This window comes from Microbulbifer sp. Q7 (assembly GCF_001639145.1).
Lineage (GTDB): Bacteria > Pseudomonadota > Gammaproteobacteria > Pseudomonadales > Cellvibrionaceae > Microbulbifer.
Window position 1 is genome coordinate 255,677 of record NZ_LROY01000002.1, and the last position, 14,735, is coordinate 270,411.

The 14,735-nt window shown below is 49.0% G+C and carries 20 protein-coding genes; 16 read left to right on the forward strand and 4 right to left on the reverse strand.

Features of this window, described 5'->3' with window-relative positions:
* Positions 1-104 precede the first annotated feature (104 nt).
* The 8 genes from sucC (at position 105) to AU182_RS16430 (ending at position 7,098) form a co-directional block, all read left to right on the forward strand.
* The gene (gene sucC / locus AU182_RS06785) at positions 105-1,271 is read left to right on the forward strand and encodes an ADP-forming succinate--CoA ligase subunit beta (protein WP_066962785.1); all 1,167 of its coding nucleotides are present in this window, start codon (positions 105-107) and stop codon (positions 1,269-1,271) included.
* A 2-nt stretch (positions 1,272-1,273) separates the two neighbouring features.
* The gene (sucD, locus tag AU182_RS06790) at positions 1,274-2,146 is read left to right on the forward strand and encodes a succinate--CoA ligase subunit alpha (RefSeq protein WP_010131883.1); all 873 of its coding nucleotides are present in this window, start codon (positions 1,274-1,276) and stop codon (positions 2,144-2,146) included.
* A gap of 413 nt (positions 2,147-2,559) precedes the next feature.
* Entirely contained in the window at positions 2,560-2,976 is a 417-nt protein-coding gene (locus tag AU182_RS16195) for a DUF4279 domain-containing protein (RefSeq protein ID WP_082859269.1), read from the forward strand.
* 516 nt (positions 2,977-3,492) lie between these two features.
* Positions 3,493-3,921 (forward strand): hypothetical protein, encoded by a 429-nt coding sequence (locus AU182_RS16415; protein ID WP_153039150.1) that lies wholly within the window; start codon positions 3,493-3,495, stop codon positions 3,919-3,921.
* Positions 3,922-4,048: 127 nt separating this feature from the next.
* Positions 4,049-4,477, forward strand: a complete 429-nt coding sequence (locus tag AU182_RS16420; protein WP_153039151.1) for a hypothetical protein — start codon at positions 4,049-4,051, stop codon at positions 4,475-4,477.
* Positions 4,478-4,609: 132 nt separating this feature from the next.
* Positions 4,610-5,194 carry a DUF6680 family protein gene (locus AU182_RS06800; RefSeq protein ID WP_066962791.1) on the forward strand — a complete coding sequence of 195 codons (585 nt, stop codon included), beginning with the start codon at positions 4,610-4,612 and terminating at the stop codon, positions 5,192-5,194.
* Between the two features lie 153 nt (positions 5,195-5,347).
* A complete protein-coding gene (locus AU182_RS16425) occupies positions 5,348-5,722 on the forward strand; it encodes a hypothetical protein (RefSeq protein WP_153039152.1) in 375 nt (124 codons plus the stop codon).
* 1,001 nt (positions 5,723-6,723) lie between these two features.
* A complete protein-coding gene (locus AU182_RS16430) occupies positions 6,724-7,098 on the forward strand; it encodes a hypothetical protein (RefSeq protein ID WP_153039153.1) in 375 nt (124 codons plus the stop codon).
* Between the two features lie 48 nt (positions 7,099-7,146).
* Here the strand turns inward: AU182_RS16430 and AU182_RS06805 are convergent, their stop codons facing one another.
* Positions 7,147-8,097: an IS110 family transposase gene (locus tag AU182_RS06805; protein ID WP_066962794.1), complete on the reverse strand. Its 951-nt coding sequence runs from the start codon at positions 8,095-8,097 to the stop codon at positions 7,147-7,149.
* A 297-nt stretch (positions 8,098-8,394) separates the two neighbouring features.
* Between AU182_RS06805 and AU182_RS06810 the strand changes: the two genes are divergently transcribed.
* The 8 genes from AU182_RS06810 to AU182_RS06845 all read left to right on the forward strand — a co-directional run bounded on the left by AU182_RS06810 (position 8,395) and on the right by AU182_RS06845 (position 11,939).
* Positions 8,395-8,814, forward strand: coding sequence for a hypothetical protein (locus tag AU182_RS06810; protein ID WP_066962797.1), 420 nt, complete (start codon positions 8,395-8,397; stop codon positions 8,812-8,814).
* Between the two features lie 49 nt (positions 8,815-8,863).
* The gene (locus tag AU182_RS06815; protein WP_153039154.1) at positions 8,864-9,172 is read left to right on the forward strand and encodes a hypothetical protein; all 309 of its coding nucleotides are present in this window, start codon (positions 8,864-8,866) and stop codon (positions 9,170-9,172) included.
* Positions 9,173-9,254: 82 nt separating this feature from the next.
* Complete coding sequence (locus AU182_RS06820) at positions 9,255-9,578, forward strand: hypothetical protein (RefSeq protein WP_066962803.1); 324 nt, start codon at positions 9,255-9,257, stop codon at positions 9,576-9,578.
* A 73-nt stretch (positions 9,579-9,651) separates the two neighbouring features.
* Positions 9,652-10,083 (forward strand): hypothetical protein, encoded by a 432-nt coding sequence (locus tag AU182_RS06825; RefSeq protein ID WP_153039155.1) that lies wholly within the window; start codon positions 9,652-9,654, stop codon positions 10,081-10,083.
* A 134-nt stretch (positions 10,084-10,217) separates the two neighbouring features.
* A complete protein-coding gene (locus tag AU182_RS06830) occupies positions 10,218-10,622 on the forward strand; it encodes a hypothetical protein (protein ID WP_066962809.1) in 405 nt (134 codons plus the stop codon).
* Positions 10,623-10,753: 131 nt separating this feature from the next.
* Complete coding sequence (locus AU182_RS06835) at positions 10,754-11,188, forward strand: hypothetical protein (RefSeq protein WP_066962812.1); 435 nt, start codon at positions 10,754-10,756, stop codon at positions 11,186-11,188.
* Between the two features lie 140 nt (positions 11,189-11,328).
* The gene (locus AU182_RS16435; RefSeq protein ID WP_153039156.1) at positions 11,329-11,694 is read left to right on the forward strand and encodes a hypothetical protein; all 366 of its coding nucleotides are present in this window, start codon (positions 11,329-11,331) and stop codon (positions 11,692-11,694) included.
* Positions 11,691-11,939: a hypothetical protein gene (locus AU182_RS06845; protein WP_066962818.1), complete on the forward strand. Its 249-nt coding sequence runs from the start codon at positions 11,691-11,693 to the stop codon at positions 11,937-11,939. The genes AU182_RS16435 and AU182_RS06845 overlap by 4 nt, the downstream gene beginning before the upstream one ends.
* A gap of 63 nt (positions 11,940-12,002) precedes the next feature.
* On the opposite strand, the gene AU182_RS06850 is transcribed toward AU182_RS06845, so the two are convergent.
* The 3 genes from AU182_RS06850 to AU182_RS06865 form a co-directional block, all read right to left on the reverse strand.
* A protein-coding gene (locus tag AU182_RS06850) for an IS3 family transposase (RefSeq protein WP_369802062.1) occupies positions 12,003-13,180 on the reverse strand; the annotation gives its coding sequence in 2 pieces (ribosomal slippage) (positions 12,003-12,913 and positions 12,913-13,180; 1,179 coding nt in all).
* 220 nt (positions 13,181-13,400) lie between these two features.
* The gene (locus AU182_RS06860; protein WP_066962825.1) at positions 13,401-14,081 is read right to left on the reverse strand and encodes a flavin reductase family protein; all 681 of its coding nucleotides are present in this window, start codon (positions 14,079-14,081) and stop codon (positions 13,401-13,403) included.
* An 8-nt stretch (positions 14,082-14,089) separates the two neighbouring features.
* Positions 14,090-14,476: a thiol-disulfide oxidoreductase DCC family protein gene (locus AU182_RS06865; protein ID WP_066962828.1), complete on the reverse strand. Its 387-nt coding sequence runs from the start codon at positions 14,474-14,476 to the stop codon at positions 14,090-14,092.
* Positions 14,477-14,735 lie beyond the last annotated feature (259 nt).

Consider the following 14,735-nt stretch of genomic DNA (forward strand, 5'->3'; position numbering starts at 1 on the left):
TTCAAAGTCCTGGACTTGTAACAAGTCAGTTTCAGGGGTTTGTTTTAAGGTGCAGAGCAATCTGCAATTGGTAAACACATTTCAAATGTGAATTGGTATTGACTATGAACTTGCATGAGTATCAGGGCAAACAACTGTTTGCAGCATACGGATTGCCGGTTTCCAAAGGCATCGCAGCGGAAACCCCGGCAGCAGCAGCAGCGGCAGCAGACGAAATCGGTGGCAACAAGTGGGTTGTTAAGGCCCAGGTACACGCCGGTGGCCGCGGTAAAGCAGGCGGCGTTAAGCTGGTAGATTCCAAAGCGGAAATTGAAGAATTTGCGAAAAAGTGGCTGGGTAACAACCTTGTTACTTACCAGACAGACGAAAACGGCCAGCCGGTATCTCGTATTCTGGTTGAGAGCTGCACCGACATTGACCAGGAACTGTACCTGGGTGCGGTGATGGACCGCGCTACCCGTCGCATCGTTTTCATGGCCTCCACCGAAGGCGGTGTTGAGATTGAGAAAGTTGCGGAAGAAACTCCGGAAAAAATCCTCAAAGCCATCATCGACCCGCTGGTAGGCGCACAGCCTTACCAGGGCCGTGAACTGGCGTTCAAACTGGGCCTGGAAGGCGACCAGATCAAGCAGTTCACCAAGATCTTCCTGGGTCTGGCGAAAATGTTTGAAGAAAAAGATCTGGCGCTGCTGGAAATCAACCCGCTGGTAATCACCCCAGAGAAGAACCTGCACTGCCTGGACGCCAAGATCGTGATCGACAGCAACGCGCTGTACCGTCACCCGGACCTGCGTGAAATGCACGACCCGTCTCAGGAAGACGAGCGCGAAGCACACGCAGCCAAGTGGGACCTGAACTATGTGGCGCTGGATGGCAACATCGGCTGCATGGTAAACGGTGCTGGCCTGGCCATGGGTACCATGGACATCGTCAACCTGCACGGCGGCAAGCCGGCCAACTTCCTGGACGTTGGTGGCGGCGCGACCAAAGAGCGCGTGGTTGAAGCGTTCAAGATCATTCTGTCTGACGAAAACGTGAAGGCAGTACTGATCAACATCTTCGGCGGCATCGTTCGTTGCGACATGATTGCAGAAGGCGTTATCGGCGCAGTGAAAGAAGTTGGCGTTACGATTCCGGTTGTTGTTCGCCTCGAAGGTAACAACGCAGACCTGGGCGCCAAAGTACTGAGCGACAGCGGTCTGAACATTATCGCTGCCACCAGCCTGACCGACGCGGCAGAGCAAGTGGTTAAAGCTGCGGAGGGTAAATAATCATGTCAGTACTGATTAATAAAGACACCAAAGTAATCTGCCAGGGCTTCACCGGCTCCCAGGGTACTTTCCACTCCGAGCAAGCCATTGAGTACGGTACAAAAATGGTCGGCGGTGTAACCCCGGGCAAAGGCGGCCAGACTCACCTGGGCCTGCCGGTTTTCAATACCGTGAAAGAAGCCGTAGAAGCCACCGGTGCAGAAGCCTCCGTAATCTACGTACCGGCGCCTTTCTGTAAGGATTCCATCCTGGAAGCGGCCAACGGCGGCATCAAGCTGATCGTGTGCATTACCGAAGGCATTCCTACCATGGACATGCTGCAGGCCAAGGTTAAGTGCGACGAGCTGGGCGTACGCCTGATCGGCCCGAACTGCCCGGGCGTGATCACTCCGGGTGAGTGCAAAATCGGCATCATGCCGGGCCACATCCACAAGCCGGGCAAAGTGGGCATCGTTTCCCGCTCCGGTACTCTGACTTACGAAGCCGTAAAGCAGACTACCGACCACGGCTTCGGCCAGTCCACCTGTGTGGGCATCGGTGGTGACCCCATCCCGGGCTCCAACTTCATCGATATTCTGGAAATGTTCCAGAACGACCCGCAGACCGAAGCGATCGTTATGATCGGTGAGATCGGCGGCTCCGCAGAAGAAGAGGCGGCTGCGTACATCAAGGAAAACGTCACCAAGCCGGTGGTTTCCTACATCGCTGGTGTAACCGCTCCTCCCGGAAAGCGCATGGGCCACGCCGGTGCGATCATCTCCGGTGGCAAAGGCACCGCGGACGAGAAGTTTGCGGCCCTGGAAGATGCCGGTGTTAAAACCGTGCGCTCCCTGGCGCAGATCGGCGACGCACTGAAGGAAGTAACCGGCTGGTAATCAGCATTACTTCTGAGTTAAAAAAGCCGCCTTCGGGCGGCTTTTTTTTGCCTGAAGATCGGGAATCTGGCACTGAGGAATTAGATGTAAACCGGTCAGGAGTCCATTTTTTGAGCGCCCCTGAGCCATCTGTACCGTATTCAGCAGCCTATGGCTCGTGTGCACAGAATGAGATAGTCTAACTAACTGATTTATAAAGAAATGGTGTGGTCGAAAAGAGCCATTGGGAATTCTAGAACAAGAGCCATAGGCTTCTTTTTTCTATGGTCAAGTCAAGCTCTGCTTGGCAACTAATTGATTACTAAAGATTTTTTAAATTTTTATGAATGCGCCGCCAGAGAACAGCAGCCTGGTGATAAGAAGCCTTAGGCGTATGAATAAAACTGTTAGGTATCGAATAGGAGAGTGGCGCAATGGCATGCATTAGAACTTATGTCAGTCTATGTGTTTACTCTCCTGACCTTTTGCCAGATCAGATCAGTAATGCCTTAAGTCTTGAGCCAACAACATCATTTTGCAGGGATCCTCAGCATAAATATTACCCTCAGAGGCAGCATAATTTCTGGTCGATTTCGACAAAAGAACTGCTGGAAAGTACTGATCAAAAAGATCACTTGAAAAAGGTTTTCACTTTCCTCCAAGGAAAAGAAGAAATTCTGTCCCGCTTAAAAAGCTCTGGGTGCGAGACAAAAATAAGTGTGTATTACGAGACAGATGGTCAAGATGGGCCATATTTAGATTCTGCGAGCATAATGAATTTGGCTCGCTATGAATTAGAAATTTGGTGGGATATCTATCACTTCGAACCAGATGAAGATGAAGATACCTAACAAGTCAATGAACTACGCGCCTTCGGCGCCGGACAGCCTGCGCTACGCTTCAGCTGCCGGTTATTGAGGCGTTATGGTGCCGGTCTGTATTTTTTATTTTTCGTGGTTTCTGAAAATTCAGTGCCACTAGATAGCATCCAATATTGAGCCGTTTTGGCCGGTTGCTATTCAAGCATGTTCGTTCCTAGAGTGTTCGTTCGGGTGCGGAAGAATAGGTCAACCCGCTGCAGTTTCGCGGAGTGCCAGTAAGATTAAAATTTGGTGGGGAAAGTGCGGTATTCTTCCCTTGTATAATTCGGGCAGTGGCCAGCCAATCCGTGGCTGGCAAAGTGCTAGTAGTTAGTCCGGAGCGCGTCAGCCATAACCAGGCCAGGCAGTACGCTCCGGGCCTTCGGCCCTCCGCGGGACGCCTTACCTTATGCACTTTTTGCGCGGTCGCTACGCTCCCATTTTCGCGCAAAAAGCGCACAAAGTAAGTCGCCCCTGCTGGCGGCGTTAAGCGTACAAGGAGATCCCGTGAGAGCAGCCTGGTTTAAAGATTTTTCGATCTCGTTGGTGTGCTGGTTAACTTATGGCTATTTTGGATTGGCGTTGTTTTGGGCGTATTACAACTCCATCAATCCTGCTCTTGAACTAGCAACATCAAGCTTCGCGTCAAGTAATCCAGTGCTCACCAACATAATTTTGTATGCGCATGATGCATTTGTAAATTTCTTGCTCTCGATTCCACTTGCGTACGTTTTGTTTAGGTTTTTCGGAGTTCGGTCAATATTTGCTGTATTTACCTCGGTTGTGATTGTAAGTTTAATTATGAGTAGAGGGAGTTTTGGGCTGCTTATTGATTCACCGATGTTCGCAATGTACTGGAACATCATTGTGATGTTGGCTTCACTTCCATTGGCTCTCATCGCAGTTAAAGCGCTGAACTCCAGAGGGCCCGCTTAACAAACAGCGGCAGAGCGACATCCGACGCTACGCACATTTTGTGTTACTCGCTGGCGCTCAAACATTAACACAAAATGTGCTCCGCGCTGGCTGCGCCTGCGCTGGGCGTTATATTTCGAGAGAGTCCATGAAAATATTCCCGATACTTTTTCTATTTCTTTCATTTAGCTTGCGGGCAATGGAAATCTCATGTGAGTCAGATTCAGAATACTACGCAAAGTCAGATATTGTTTTTTACGGCCAAGTTATAGATAGGGTTGCAGTTGTAGAAGATGATGATGAATCGATTTGCTGGACACAGAGCAGTGGTCCTAAGTGCGGCTCGAAAATAGCGACTTTCAAAATTTCTGAGATTTTAAAAGGGGCACCCACTGATTCAGTAAAAGTCATGGCTGGTGATGGTTGCTACTGTGTAAGTCCATACCTTGAGGTGGGCGAAAGCTACGTAGTGTTTGCAAAATTTAACAATCACTACGATAGTATTTTCTCTCTTAATGGATGCGCGACGCGGCCAATGAACCCTGTCGAGTTTTCGGAGCTCAAGAAAAAAATATAACAATCAGCGGCAGAGCGACAGCCAACGCTACGCACCTTTTGTGTTACTCGCTGGCGCTCAAACATTAACACAAAATGTGCTCCGCGCTGGCTGCGCCTGCGCTGGGCGTTATGCGAAATCAAGGATAATAGAATGACCTTATCTGACTATTTGATGATCGGTGCCGTAATCTTGGCGCCTTTGATAGCAGTCCAAGTTTCACAGTACTTGCAACATAGACAGTCGATTCGAAATGAAAGACTCAAGATTTTCAAGACGCTCATGTCTACAAGAGCAACAAATTTAGAGTCTTCGCATGTAGAAGCTCTCAATATGATTGATGTTGCTTTCTATAGTAAGAAGTCGAAAGACAGAAATGTTGTTTCTTCCTGGAGAATATATCTAGATCATTTAAATGATCTAAATTACCCGAAAGAAAATTGGGAGCCAAGAAGGAAAGAGCTATTTGTTGACCTGATGCATGATATGGCTAGTTCGCTTGGTTACGATTTTGATAAAAGCCAAATCAAAAATACATCTTACTATCCTGGCGGTCATGGCGAGTTAGCAGGAGATCAATTCCTTTTAAGAAAGGGAGTTCTTGCCTTGTTAGAGGGAAAAATATCCTTGCCAGTTAAAATTTCAGATACTGGTGCTTCCGAAGCATCTGCCAGCCATGTATCCAACCAAAGTCAGGAATCGGTACTAGACCAAGAATCTGTGGCAAGCAACGCATAACAAACGCAAGCAGTTTGCTCCGGCCCTTCGGGCCTCCGCGGGACGCCCAACGCTATGCACGTTTTGTGCGGGTCGCTGCGCTCCGAGTTTCGCACAAAACGTGCATAGCATTGGTCGCCCCTGTTGCGGGCGTTATGCTCCCATGGAAGATTTATGCCAGTAAGAGATGATCAACACTTTTCGACAGAAGAAGAATTGTCACTAATTATTGAGTCTGTAATTTCTCCTTATATCAAGAGTATTGAAAAAGAGCTTAATATTTCGTTATCTATTGAATATATTTCTTTCGCGAAAGATGAAGAAAAGGTAATAATTCAACCAGAAAACATAAACGCTAAATGTAAGGTTTGTCTTTGGCATACATTCAACGAAAACCGTAAGGTATTTGAAGTGGCTTTACGTTTATTAGATCAAGATGCTCAAACAGGGTATTCTGGTTTTAATATTAAAGGTGATATTAAGCTTGGTATTACCAAACATAAAGGCATGGCTCACGTATACCATCAGTCGGGGTATCCTAAGTGGTGAGCATAACAAGTGGCAGCAACCGACCGCCAAAACTGTCACTTAAATTGCTTGCGCAATTACGTGCCAATTTTGCCGGCGGCTGTGCCAGGCGTTATGGTGCCGGTCAGTATTTTTAATTTTTCGTGGTTTCTGAAAACTCAGCGCCACTAAATAGCATCCAATATTGAGCCGTTGTGGTCGGTTTCTATTCAAGCATGTTCGTTCCTAGAGTGTTCGCTCGGGTGCGGAAGAATAGGTCAACCCGCTGCAGTTTCGCGGAGTGCCAGTAAGATTAAAATTTGGTGGGGAAAGTGCGGTATTCTTCCCTTGTATAATTCGGGCAGTGGCCAGCCAATCCGTGGCTGGCAAAGTGCTAGTAGTTAGTCCGGAGCGCGTCAGCCATAACCAGGCCAGGCAAGCTCGCCCATCCCCTGCGGGGCTGGGCTGGACGTCCTACTTTGTGCACTTTGTTGCGCGGGTCGCTTCGCTCCCATTATTGCGCAACAAAGCGCACAAAGTAGGCCGCCCTTGCTGGCGGCGTTAGTGTTTTGCTGCAACTTGAATAAAAAATTATCGTGCTTCGTAGAAAGCAACGATGGATAAAATTGGCGACTTACAGGGCGGGTTTTTCCCGGGCAATGGGAACAACGTGGTTCCACTATTTGGCCTTTGCTGTCGGGCATTAGATTTCTTATCAGCAGATCTTCTTGTGCCGCGCCACGAATTTAGTCCATCGTCGGCTTCGCCCACGATCCCAGGCTTAAAGTTTGTGCCAGTGAGCGTGGCGCCGCACCGTGGTATATTTCAATTTCGCATAGGTTTGTGCCGTTCGCTCCACTTAGTGGTTGCGGCAGGCAACAAACCAGGACGGGGAGCTCGTAGAGGGCCACAACACTAACAATATGCTGCAGCCGACATCTTACTTTGTGCACCTTTTGCGCGGTCGCTGCGCTCCCATTTTCGCGCAAAATGCGCCCAAAGTAAGCTGCGGCTGAGCGCGGCGTTATGTGAACTGGAACCCTATGAGAATAATAATATTAATGTGTTTTGCTTTAATGGGCTGTGTGAGCGGTACCACTTCGGGTGACAGGCTTTCTAGCATAGTTAGTATTTCGGTGTCAGTTCATTATGAAAATGGCGAACCTGCTAAAAATCTGCCGGTCGAAATTAAACGTTTTTTTGTTGGTAAATCATTTTGGTCAATGGGGTCAATGGTTCCTGTCAGCAAGGGTATAACTGATGAATCTGGTGTTTTTACATATATGACACAATTAAACGGTACATATGACATATGGATTGGTGAGCCACAATCCGTCATCTATAGATCTGAGTATAGAAGTGTTAAGAATTTGTCGGATGATCTCAGGTTCGACGTAGTTCTAAAAGGCAAATTATAGAGTGAAATCACATAACAAGCGACTGTGGTTGCAACCCCAAGAAAATAACTAGGCAGCCCAGGGTTCTCCATCGCGAACCATCGCGTTCAAAATTGTGATCATTTTTCTCATGCAGGCAGTGATCGCCACTTTCTTGTGCTTCCCCTGGGCTACTAAATTTTGATAGTGGGCTTTGATCGCTGGGTTGCATAAGGTGGCGCTAACCGTCGCCATGTAGAGAACCACGCGGACAGTTGATCTACCGCCTCTGATCCTTCTTTTTCCGCGCAGCTTTCCACTATCTCGATTCATTGGTGCTACACCGGTGAGCGCTGCAATCTGTTTGTTATTCAGTGTGCCGAGCTCGGGAAGGTCACCCAGAAGAGTATGTACCAGGACGTCGCCAACACCAGGAACGCTTTTCAAAAGAGCTTTCTTTTCATCCCATGCAGACTCCTTCTCGATAGCTGCATTTAGCTTCTGATCAACCCACTCAACCTCTTTATCCAGCTGCTTGATTAGCCTTCGATAGGTGCTGGCCAATACGCCATCACCCATGATCGACTGCCTGTTAAGTTCGCGTGTCCTCATGTTCATGAGTTGGCGACGACGAGCTAGCAAGTCTCTGATTTCACGAAGGTTTTTACTCTGTGATCTACTCGGTTTCGGCTGAATCCTCGCTGCAAATTCAGCAATCAGAGCGGCATCGAGCTTGTCCGTTTTAGCCAGTTGTTCTACAGCACCGGCGTAGCGTCGGATCGCGCGGGGGTTCGCGATGACCACCGGCATCTTCCGCTCGAATGCGGCATCTGCTAAGAGCAACTCATAGCGGCCTGTGGCCTCCATGACCAGCCTTGCGACTTGGTAGCGAGATATTCGGTTGAGCGAGTATCTAATACCGTCAGGAGTGTTGTCTGATCTCCAGTAAACGTCTCTCTCATGAATATGGAAATCGAGATACTCCTTTCCGATATCCACGCCCACGTTAACTCCCGCCTCAGCACTTTTACGGTTTGTCATAATGACTCGTCCTTGCTAAATTCGGGCTTGAAGCCCATTCGACTGTTCGAGTTTGTAAATCGGGTCGGCCACCCGCTCAGGCTTGTTAACGATCTTTAGAGATCTGGCGTGCATCGAGCTAGGTAGCCGGTAACATGGTGAGAGATGTTACGGGCTTCAACTTACCGAATTCGGGGGAATTAGACCATACAAGGCGTTGCAGCGCGACGTCCAAAGCTGTGCGCCTTTTGTGGTCGCTGCGCTTATACCCCAAAAGTCACATAGCTTTGGCCGCTGCTGAACGCGGCGTTAGCTCTTATGAAAATATTGACCATCTTACTTATGTGTTTTGGCGTTTCTTGTCCAGTCTGGGCTACGGAAGATCTGCCCTGCGAAGTGACTTCCACTGATGAAGTGAAGAAAGATATGATGGTCGTTAAAAATGAGATCATTGCATTCGAGCTAAAATACGGAAGGTATCCTAGCGAAGAAATGTTTTGGGAGATGCTCAGAAGATTCAGAACTGAAGGTATGAATCTAAATGGCAATGTTTGGATTCAAGAGCGAGATGATCTCTTTCAAGATGACACGAAAGTTATATACTCATGTGCGTTGGAGAAAAAGCGCTGTCAAATGGCTAAGTCATTTCAATGTGAGACCCTACTTGATGTGGGTGCTGAGATTAAATGTGAAACCATTGATCATGAATTGTTTAAAATTAATTGCAGTCAGAGCTAACAAGCGCAAGCATCCGACTCGCTACGCTCTCGGCTGTTACGGGCGTTAAATGTACTGGCAGATGAATTGCATTGACCTAAAGCCCGCAGCAATAATGATCTCTATATGCCTCCTAATTGGTTGGGGCATACAGTACTTCACGGGGTTTTACTGGCTAACGGCAACGTTGCTGGTAGTGATTTCTGTTTTAGTTAATGGTCTCATCATATTCAATGAGGATCTTGATGAAGGTGGCTTTGATCATCAAGAGGGAGTAACTGATACGCCTGAAGCTAGAGCTGAGCAAAGTAAGGCCAACAAGATTCAGGCAGCAATAATTGTTCTACTTATCATAGGTGCGGTGTGGTCATACATTTAACAAGGGTAGGCAAAATCGCCCGCATAAAAGCGCGGGCTGGACTCGCTAGCGCTCGCCTTTGCTACCGGCGTTAAGAGGTAACATGTTCTGGAAGAAAAAGGATCCCTTCAAGCTTATTCCCGTTCTTCCGACTAGCCATCGTAATATTTTGATGCATGCAATAGAAATTTCGAATGAGCCGGTTGTACGTATGGATAATGAAGCCATCATAGATTTTTCAGAAAATGGGAGGCTAACTCGCAAGTTCATTATGGAGTGCCATAGCCTAGAGGTGCTAGACGGAGAAGTTAGTGTAGTGGGGTTTCACGATAATCCGATGGAAATGTGGATAAGTGAGAACTATCAGGAATTCGCAAGCTACTGCGAAAAAATGCATTGGCTTAAGATTCAAGGACCAGCCTCTTAACAAACGTAGGCACAGCGACAAAGTTTCCGCTGCGCTTCAACTTTGCTCGTGCTACGGGCGTTAGGCATCTGGAATGACGATACCTTCGGAAAAATGTTGGAAATATTCAGTTCCTGTTGGATGGGATGAAGAATCTGCTATTGAGCATTTTATGGGTAAGTCGTTGGAGCAGGCCATCGTACTTCTTGAAGATAATGCTCTTTTCTACCAAGAAGATTTTTACTATATGCCCAAAAGGCCTTTTCAGTTCTATATAGGGGCATACATAGAATATTTAATGACTGAGAAGAGCAAAGAAGATAGTGATGCGCCTTCATGCTTCTTAAGCTTGATCGAGTATATGTTGGATGAAAAAGCTGACTTTCTAAATGCTGTCAAAGACAAAGTAGATCGCTGTCTTATCCATGTAGCCCATAATCAAAGTTGGTATGATTCCGATGCCACCATTTATGGCAATTTTCACAACAGAGTCGGAGAAATCCGATCCAGGTGGTCTCATGCCTAACAAACAGCGGCAGAGCGACAGCCAACGCTACGCACCTTTTGTGTTACTCGCTGTCGCTCAAACATTAACACAAAAGGCGCTCCGCGCTGGCTGCGCCTGCGCTGGGCGTTATGCATCGGTGAGCAATTGAGAGCATGAATCAACTAATAACAATAAAAACATCGAAATTTGACGTCAGCAAAGAAGGTGAAAATCCAAATAATCAAATCTACGGTCAGTCATTGTTGGTTTGGCTAAGTCAATCGCTGAAAGAAAAATTCGAATTCTCAGAAGTAGATTCAGAGGATTGGGGTTGGTATTGTTTCGTTTCGTTTTCTGGGCGAAAGTACATGCTGGGTGCTACAGCATTCTTCGAGGACGGTGAGGATCCTAAGCAAGATATTGAATGGGCTTTTCAGGTAGAGAAAGAAAGAACTTGGAAAGAAATACTTCTTTTACAAGAAAAAATGACGGCTTCCGATCAGTGTTTTCAGTTCTTTAAAGAGTTTTTTGAGGGGCAGCACGAGATCCAGGTCCTCAGCACTGGGGAAAATGCATAACAATCAGCGGCAAAGCGACAGCCAACGCTACGCACCTTTTGTGTTACTCGCTGTCGCTCAAACATTAACACAAAACGCGCTCCGCGCTGGCTGCGCCTGCGCTGGGCGTTATGCATCAAAAGTAGCTAGTAATGAGAAAAATTGAAGAATACACAATTCGTGAATTGCAAGAAGCAATAGTGGGTATAGATCAGGCAAAGAATCCTGAAAAATATGCTGAGCTACAAGCAGAAATTTCGCGAAAAAGAGCCCGGGTTAATGAGCTAAATAGCCAAATTTCAGAGTTGTATGGCTCGAGTTCCGAAAGCAGCTTGGGTGGTGATAGCGTGAACCAGTTTACATTTAAACGCTGCTTTCTTGCCTGTCTTTGCAGCATCGGCGCATTTTGGGTGCTTATTGGCCTTTTGGGAATATTCGGTCTCGGTACAGTCACAGCAAATGGTGAGCAAGTACACGGAATGAAAGCACTAGTGACCGCAGTATTCGGTGGGGGCTTCAGTTCTCTAATTTTAGCTTTTATGGTTTGGGCGGGAGAAAAGGTACTCCGGCTCTTCGAAAATGCATAACAATACGCTGCAGGCCGACGGCCAACTTTGTGCACTTTATGCGCGGTCGCTGCGCTCCCATTTTCGCACATAAAGCGCCCAAAATTGTCCGCGGCTGAGCACGGCGTTAGCCTACGAATAACAAAATAAGAGGAAAAAAGTTGGATTTTATTGCAAAGTCACCCCGACTAAGACTTTCAGCAAACTTAGTGCTGACTATCATGATTGGAGTGCTCTCCAGCACACTGTCTGCACAATTAATGCAGGAAGGTTCAATTTCTTGGTCTCTAATGCCCTTAACTTCCTCATTCTGGTTGTTATTTATATTTTCCATGATTTGGATATATCTCCACATTCACCTCTTAAACTTTGATCAAAATACATTGAGGTTTGCGGATGACGAGCACTGCGTTGCGTATATAAGAAAAGCAAAGCTCGAAGGTCTCGCAGAGTCTATACGTAAAAATCCAGAAAAAGCCGAGCTTGTTGATGCAAAAGTATTTCTGAAAAATTTGGGGGTTAAATGAGTATTCTATTGGCAAAACCAGTTCAGGATAAACTACAAGAAAGTAAGCTAGGTTCGGACGTGTCGTTAGCTAAATTGATGGCAAGCCTAGAGTTGCTCAGCACCATTAATATAGATGAGAACCCTAGGGTTCATAGAGTGCGCGGCGCAAAAGAAAGTATTTATGTCATGAATGCTGGTCGTGCGAGGATATTTTTCACCAAAAAAGATGGTGATATCGTACTTCTTAGCATAGAAAATGGCTAACAAAGCAATGCAGCCGACGTCTTACTTTGTGCGTGTTTTGCACGGTCGCTGCGCCTGTAGTGGTCAACTCTTTTTGGCCACCGAACTCTGAGCATTCCAATATTTTTCTTCCGCCACATTCGGCGGCATTCCATCGTTTTTCTGATGGGGTCGTATTTGGCTGTAGTAGCCAATGATGTGACTCGTGATTCCCTGTTTAGCTGCAGGGAAGGATTTGTAGCCGGTTTCCGGCACCCACTCTGTTTTGAGACTCCGGAAGAAACGCTCAGTCGGTGCGTTGTCCCAGCAGTTTCCGCGGCGGCTCAGGCTTTGCGTCATTCTGTAGCGCCACAGCAGCTGTCGGAATGCGAGGCTTGTGTACTGGCATCCCTGGTCCGAGTGGAACATGATGCCTTCCGGTTGCCCTCGTGATTCGTAGGCCATCGTTAGCGCCTTTTTAACCAGAGCGGTGTCGGGTGATAACGAAAGCGCCCAGCCAACTGGCTTCCGCGCAAACAGGTCGATAACTACCGCAAGGTACGCCCAACGGGCTCCCGTCCAGATATAGGTTATGTCCCCAGCCCAAGCGGCATTGGGTGCAGCGACGTCGAACTCTCGATCGAGATGATTCGGCACATCGATGTGCGGCTGCTCCGCCTTCTTGTACCTATGATTCGGTAACTGGGTGCTCTCCAAGCCAAGTAGCTTCATTCGCTTTGCAGCGCGATACCGGCTAAGCGGTGTGCCGCCCTGCGTTACGATCTTTGAGATGGTTCTTGCCCCGGCAGAACCGTTGCTAACCTTATGAGCAGCCTTTACCAACGCCTGTAGTCGCACCTCTTCGGGCTTTGGCTCAGACGGCCTGTCACGCCAGCTCCGATAGCTGCTCCGGTGTACGTCAAATACGTCGCACAACCGCTGAACGGCATAGCTCCCCTGCAATCGCTCGATTATTTTGAACTGTTCAGCGAGTCCGACATCAAGAGAGCTGTAGCCTTTTTTAGGATTTCTTTCTCCTCTTCGACTCGCTTGAGCTTCCGTTCTAGCTCTTGGATGCGAATCTGATCTGGAGTAATAGCTACGCCCTCCGGCACTTTGCCGTCTCGCTCTGCCCGGAGCTTCCGAATCCACGACTCCATCGTGGATTTACTGACTCCCATCGCTTCGCAAGCCTCTTTCACGGTGTAGTTCTGGTCGACTACCAATTGGGCTGCCTCGAGCCTGAACTCGGGGTCAAATCGCTTCTTTGTTGACTTGGTCATTAATTCACCTGATCTCGTTGAGCGTGATAATATCACTCAAAGTCAGGTGGCCAAATTCAGTGTGCCACTACACCCTCATATCGCGGAATACCCAACATGGGGCCTACAAGGAATCGCACTGTAGATCTTTATTCAACATGCTCGCTGTGCCATTTCGATGACTCGACGGCCGGTTATGCCATACCGGCAAACTGGCGGCGCTTGCCTTGTGCCGGCTCGCTCAGGGCTTGTCGATACGGCGCGGCGCCAGGCCCGGCTTGGCGTAGCTGAGGCGGCCGAGGCGCTCGGTGCGGTGGTAGCTGTCGAGGCCACTGACCGCGAGTGTGCCCAGCGCCTCTATGTCGATATAGCCATCTTCTGCTATTGCAGCATCGCACACCTGCAGTTCGGCAATGCGGCCGATGACCATTACAGTGCCGTTGATCTCAAGACGTGTGCGTTCCACCACCTCACAGGCAAAGCGCAGCCGGCTTTCCGCCACGTAGGGCGCCGGGCAAATCTCGCTTGGCATGGCGGTGAGCTGTACTTCGTGAAATTCCGAAATACCGCGCGGGTAGCGCGCAGAGGTCTGGTGGGCGCGCTCCCAGATATCGGCGTTGACCTGGTTGACGGTAAACCAGCCGGTGTCTGCCAGGTTGTCGAGGGTATGTCGTTCCACCGAGTCAGGACGGTTGATAAAGGCCACCAGCGGCGGGTTCGCGCCCAGATGTACCACCGAGCTGACAATAGCGAGGTTGGTGTGGCCCCCGGCATCTGCAGTGCCAATCAGATTGGCGCTCTTGAAGCCCGACAGGCTATTGATCAGGTTGACCCGGTAGTGCTGATCCAGCTGTTCCAGTTGGTCGCTGCGCCATTGCCTGATGGGCCCCAGTTCGATCGGTTCCGGGTTGCTCGTTTTCATCGGTGTCCTTAGTTCATTCGGCAGTCGTCGTTGTCACAGCGCGCCTTGCCGGTCAGCAGTCGCGCCAGGCTGTGCCGGTGGCGCGCGAATAGGCCATACATCAGTGGGCTGAGCCGGCGTATGCCGGGCCAGTTCAGCCAGCGTACCCAGTGGCCCTTGCCGACCTGCTCCCACGCCTCCACCGTGACTTTGTAGCCGCTGACGACGCGCCCGTCCGGCAGCTGCCCGTGCAGTACTGCCATGGCTGCGTCCGGGTCGACTTCGGGGTAGTCCTCGCGGAAGGAATCACTGTTAATATCCACAAAGCGTACTCGTCCCTCGGTGTTCCAGCGCCGCAGGTGTGCGATTTCTTTCATGCACAGCGGGCAGCGCCCGTCGTAGAACATGGTAAACATAAGCAGGCACTCTTGTGGTGGCTTTACCGGTGTTGGCTGGTCAGCGCTGGCTGGACTAGTACTTGTCGCGGATGCCGTCCGCCCGCACCCAGCACTGCACCCTAGCCGACTAGACTTTGCAGGCGTGGCCAGCCCGTAACTGAAACCAGGCCGCAGTTTCTATGATATCCACCCGGGCAACAGGCAACCATGAAACTATCCCTATTCTTCCTGCTGGCGCTAGCGCTGGCAAGCGCAGCGCATGTGCCGAGGAACATAC

Excerpts from the sequence above, each read along its gene's own strand:
- AU182_RS06865 (WP_066962828.1), bottom strand. The coding sequence starts at position 14,476 with ATGTTTACCATGTTCTACGACGGGCGCTGCCCGCTGTGCATGAAAGAA.
- AU182_RS16430 (WP_153039153.1), top strand. The coding sequence starts at position 6,724 with ATGAGAATAATAATATTAATGTGTTTTGCTTTAATGGGCTGTGTGAGC.
- AU182_RS06845 (WP_066962818.1), top strand. The coding sequence starts at position 11,691 with ATGAGTATTCTATTGGCAAAACCAGTTCAGGATAAACTACAAGAAAGT.
- AU182_RS06815 (WP_153039154.1), top strand. The coding sequence starts at position 8,864 with ATGTACTGGCAGATGAATTGCATTGACCTAAAGCCCGCAGCAATAATG.
- AU182_RS16425 (WP_153039152.1), top strand. The coding sequence starts at position 5,348 with ATGCCAGTAAGAGATGATCAACACTTTTCGACAGAAGAAGAATTGTCA.
- AU182_RS06805 (WP_066962794.1), bottom strand. The coding sequence starts at position 8,097 with ATGACAAACCGTAAAAGTGCTGAGGCGGGAGTTAACGTGGGCGTGGAT.
- sucD (WP_010131883.1), top strand. The coding sequence starts at position 1,274 with ATGTCAGTACTGATTAATAAAGACACCAAAGTAATCTGCCAGGGCTTC.
- AU182_RS06825 (WP_153039155.1), top strand. The coding sequence starts at position 9,652 with ATGACGATACCTTCGGAAAAATGTTGGAAATATTCAGTTCCTGTTGGA.
- AU182_RS06860 (WP_066962825.1), bottom strand. The coding sequence starts at position 14,081 with ATGAAAACGAGCAACCCGGAACCGATCGAACTGGGGCCCATCAGGCAA.
- sucC (WP_066962785.1), top strand. The coding sequence starts at position 105 with ATGAACTTGCATGAGTATCAGGGCAAACAACTGTTTGCAGCATACGGA.
- AU182_RS06810 (WP_066962797.1), top strand. The coding sequence starts at position 8,395 with ATGAAAATATTGACCATCTTACTTATGTGTTTTGGCGTTTCTTGTCCA.
- AU182_RS06830 (WP_066962809.1), top strand. The coding sequence starts at position 10,218 with ATGAATCAACTAATAACAATAAAAACATCGAAATTTGACGTCAGCAAA.
- AU182_RS16195 (WP_082859269.1), top strand. The coding sequence starts at position 2,560 with ATGGCATGCATTAGAACTTATGTCAGTCTATGTGTTTACTCTCCTGAC.
- AU182_RS06800 (WP_066962791.1), top strand. The coding sequence starts at position 4,610 with ATGACCTTATCTGACTATTTGATGATCGGTGCCGTAATCTTGGCGCCT.
- AU182_RS16420 (WP_153039151.1), top strand. The coding sequence starts at position 4,049 with ATGAAAATATTCCCGATACTTTTTCTATTTCTTTCATTTAGCTTGCGG.
- AU182_RS06835 (WP_066962812.1), top strand. The coding sequence starts at position 10,754 with ATGAGAAAAATTGAAGAATACACAATTCGTGAATTGCAAGAAGCAATA.
- AU182_RS06820 (WP_066962803.1), top strand. The coding sequence starts at position 9,255 with ATGTTCTGGAAGAAAAAGGATCCCTTCAAGCTTATTCCCGTTCTTCCG.